Source organism: Gemmatimonadota bacterium (assembly GCA_039715185.1).
In the GTDB taxonomy this organism is placed as follows: domain Bacteria; phylum Gemmatimonadota; class Gemmatimonadetes; order Longimicrobiales; family RSA9; genus DATHRK01.
Genome location: JBDLIA010000168.1, coordinates 1 through 3,311 on the forward strand (window position 1 = coordinate 1; position 3,311 = coordinate 3,311).

Below are 3,311 nucleotides of genomic sequence, written 5' to 3' on the forward strand. Positions count from 1 at the left end.
CAGGGCGCGGCTGACCCTGGGCCCACAGCGCCCTGCCGAGCCTCTTCCACCACGGAGGTGATCACCTCCGGCAGGACGAGTTTGAAGTCGATCGCCGCGAGTTGTTCGGGCGATACTCCACGGTCGCTCAGAACCGTGGCCCAGCGGGGGTCATCCCAGAGCTTCCTGTAAACGGGGTCCTGCGGGACCGGGAGAAAATTGTATGTTGTTCGGTTCGGCTTGGGCATGGCGTCCAGAAGCTCGAACGCTCGGTCGAGGTCGCCGGTCCACGCGTAGAGTGGCGCCAACCACCGCACGCTGTCCTCCGCTGCACTCAACTCATCGCGCGCCCGCGCGAAGTCGGTCGGGCGGCCCAGCGTGTGACTGGCCAATGCCACCCCCAGCGTTCGGGCGGGCACACCCCAGAGGATCTCTTCGGAGATACCGTTGAAGGCCTCTAGCGCGGTCGCCCCGTCTCCTCGGAGCAGGTGAATCAGCCCCAGTCCCAGACCCGTGCGTCCGTCCTCACCTCCCCCGAGCGTCAATACCTTGTTGAAGGCCGCCTCGGCGGTGTCAAGCCGTCCCGCTACGAGATTCGAGTAGCCAAGCTGCAAATAGCACCGGGAGCAGATCGGATCGCTCGCCACCTGATATTCCCCGAGTACGATTGCCTCATCGTAGTATCCGAATATTCGGGCCGCCTGCTGCAGGCCGTTGATCAGGTCGATGTGTGTGGGGTCCAACGCGAACGCCCGCTCTTCACGACGAGCTCCGGTCTCCAGGTCCTGGTCGTAGAAGATGGCGAACCACGACAGCCACCCGTTGGCGTAAGCGTTTTCGGGTTCCAGCTCGTACGCGCGATCGACGAGGTCTCGCGCGCGTTCGTCATAGCCCTCCGCCCCACGCACCCAAAATCGATTGTACACACGAGCCAGCGAAAGCATGGCTGGAACGTAGTCCGGATCCAAGGCAAGCGCCTCATTCAGCAGTCCTTCAACTTCTTCATTATTGGTCCGCGGCGTTCGAAGCAGATACCGCGCCTGCAGCCAGAGTCGGTAGGCCTCCGGCGTCGTTTGGCTCGTACGGAGCGCGGGGCTCATCACCTCCACCCGGAGCGCCCGCGTGACCGCCCCGGCGATTTCGTCCAGCAGCGCGAATATGTCGTCGAGCTCATGATCGTAGGACCGTCCCCAGACCTGGCTCTCCGAGGCGGCTTCGATGAGCCGGACGGATATCCGTACTCGGTCCCCGGAGTCTCTGACGGAGCCGTCGAGCACATAGTCCACCCCGAGGGTCTGGGCGACCTCCTGAACCGTGGCGTCGCCGTCCTTGAAGGAGAAGGACGAGCCTCTGGCCGCCACCCGGACGCCGGGGACGGCTGACAGCAGGTTGAGCAGCTCCTCCGAGAGGCCCTCGGCCAGATACTCCCGATCGGGGTCCGCGCTTGCGTTCGCGAACGCCATCACGGCGATCGACACTTGGTTGGGCACATCTGACGCGGCGGCGCCGCCGGGCGTGCTTGGGGCCGCCACAGCGTCTGGAGAGGGACCAGACCGGGACCCGAGGACGCCGAAGTACGGTGCCGCGACCGCGAGCGCCGCGACCGCCAGCACGGCCACCGCTGCGCGCGCCGTAGGCAAGGCTCGTCGGGTCCGGCGTTTCCTACTCCACACTCGAGCATCCCCACCGGCGGCGCTCAGGTCCTCTATCACGGTGCGCGCGTCCGGGTAACGACTCTCCGGCTCGGGCGCCAGCAGGCGGTCAAGCACGTGGGACAGGCTCGGAGGTACCGCTGCCGACGCGACCGGGGGTGCAGCCCCGGGGGCTTCATCGTCCGAGCCGGCGTCAACCGGGCCGACCGGCCGGTCGCCGGTCAGCATTTCGCGCAGCACCACGCCTAGTGACCACAGGTCCGTCCGGGCGTCGGTGGACTTCCCGGCGGCCTGCTCCGGCGACATGTACTGCCTGGTACCGGGCCGCTCTCCGGGCCGGGTGAGGTGCACGTCGGCCAGCTTCGCGACGCCGAAGTCGAGGATCTTCACGGCGCCGTCGGAGGTCAGCAGCAGGTTGCCCGGCTTGATGTCGCGGTGGACGATGCCGCGTTCGTGGGCGGCCATCAGTCCGCGGGCCGTCTGCACGGCGATATCGACCGCTTCTTCCACGGGCAGGGGCCCGCGGGACATGCGGCGGTTGAGGCTCTCCCCCTCGTACAGCGGCATGATCAGGAAGAGCCGGCCGTCGTCGGCCTCCCCCATGCCCAGCAGCGTGCACACGTTGGGGTGGTCGATCGAGGAGACGATGCGGGCTTCCACATGCAGGCGATCTCGCGCCGACGGATCCCGGCTCATCCAAGCGGGAAGGAACTTCAGGGCCACGTCCCGGTCCAAACTGGTGTCCTTGCCCTTGTAGACGTCGCCCATGCCGCCGCGGGCGATCAACTCACCGAGCTCGTAGTTGCCGACCACGGAGTTCGTGAGGTCGGGGGCCGGCGCATCGGGGACTGCCCGACCGATCGGATCGGGAGCGATGCGGGGCCAGAGCGCGTCGAGGGCGCCGCCGGTGTCGTGGTACTCCAGCAGCGACGTGACGTCGCGGCCGAGCAGGGGGTCCTTCTTCGAGATCTCCCGCAGGGCTTCGGCGCGCTCGCGAGCGTCAAGCGAGACCAACTCGTGGAAGTGCTTCTCGATCCGGTCCCAGTCATTCAGTCTCAACCGACCACCTCCGGTGGTGAGACGCGGCAGTCCGCCTAGGCGAGCTCCCGGTTCAGCCAGGCGCGGGCCATCTCCCAGTCGCGCTTCACGGTCGCGAGCGAAACGCCGAGCGCCTCGCCGACCTCGGGAATGGTCATGCCCGCAAAGAAGCGGCACTCCACCACCCGGGCCGGGCGTGGCTGGTGCGCGGCGAGCTCTTCCAGCTTGGCGTGGAGGTCGAGCAGTTGCGCGGACTCCGCTTCCGTGATCGCGAACGAATCATCCAACTCGACCCGGCCGCGGCCTCCGCCCCGCTTCTTCGCGGTGCGATGCACGGCGTGGTCGACCAGGATTCGCCGCATCGCACGCGCGGCCTCGGCGCAGAAATGCGCCCTGTTCTGCCACTCCAGCCGGTCCAGCTTGACGAGCTTGAGGTAGGCTTCGTGGACGAGCGCGGTGGTGCACAGCGTATGGTCGGCCCGCTCGCCGTGGAGCTGCCGGTGGGCCATCCGCCGGAGCTCGTCGTAGACCTCGGGCACGAACCCGTCGAGAGCCTCACGGTTTCCGGCTACCGCCTCGGCCAGAGCGCGGGCCGCGGCTTCCTGCCGCGACCCGGCATCGTCCCGTCCTGCGCCCGATACT

2 protein-coding genes are annotated in these 3,311 nt (G+C 67.7%); both read right to left on the minus strand.

What is annotated here, in order from left to right; all coding sequences use genetic code 11:
- Nucleotides 1-2,690, minus strand: a 2,690-nt coding sequence (locus ABFS34_16235; protein ID MEN8376977.1) for a protein kinase, incomplete at its 3' end; no start/stop codon positions are given.
- Nucleotides 2,691-2,725: 35 nt separating this feature from the next.
- Nucleotides 2,726-3,311: sigma-70 family RNA polymerase sigma factor (locus tag ABFS34_16240; protein MEN8376978.1), on the minus strand; the 586-nt coding region annotated here is incomplete at its 5' end.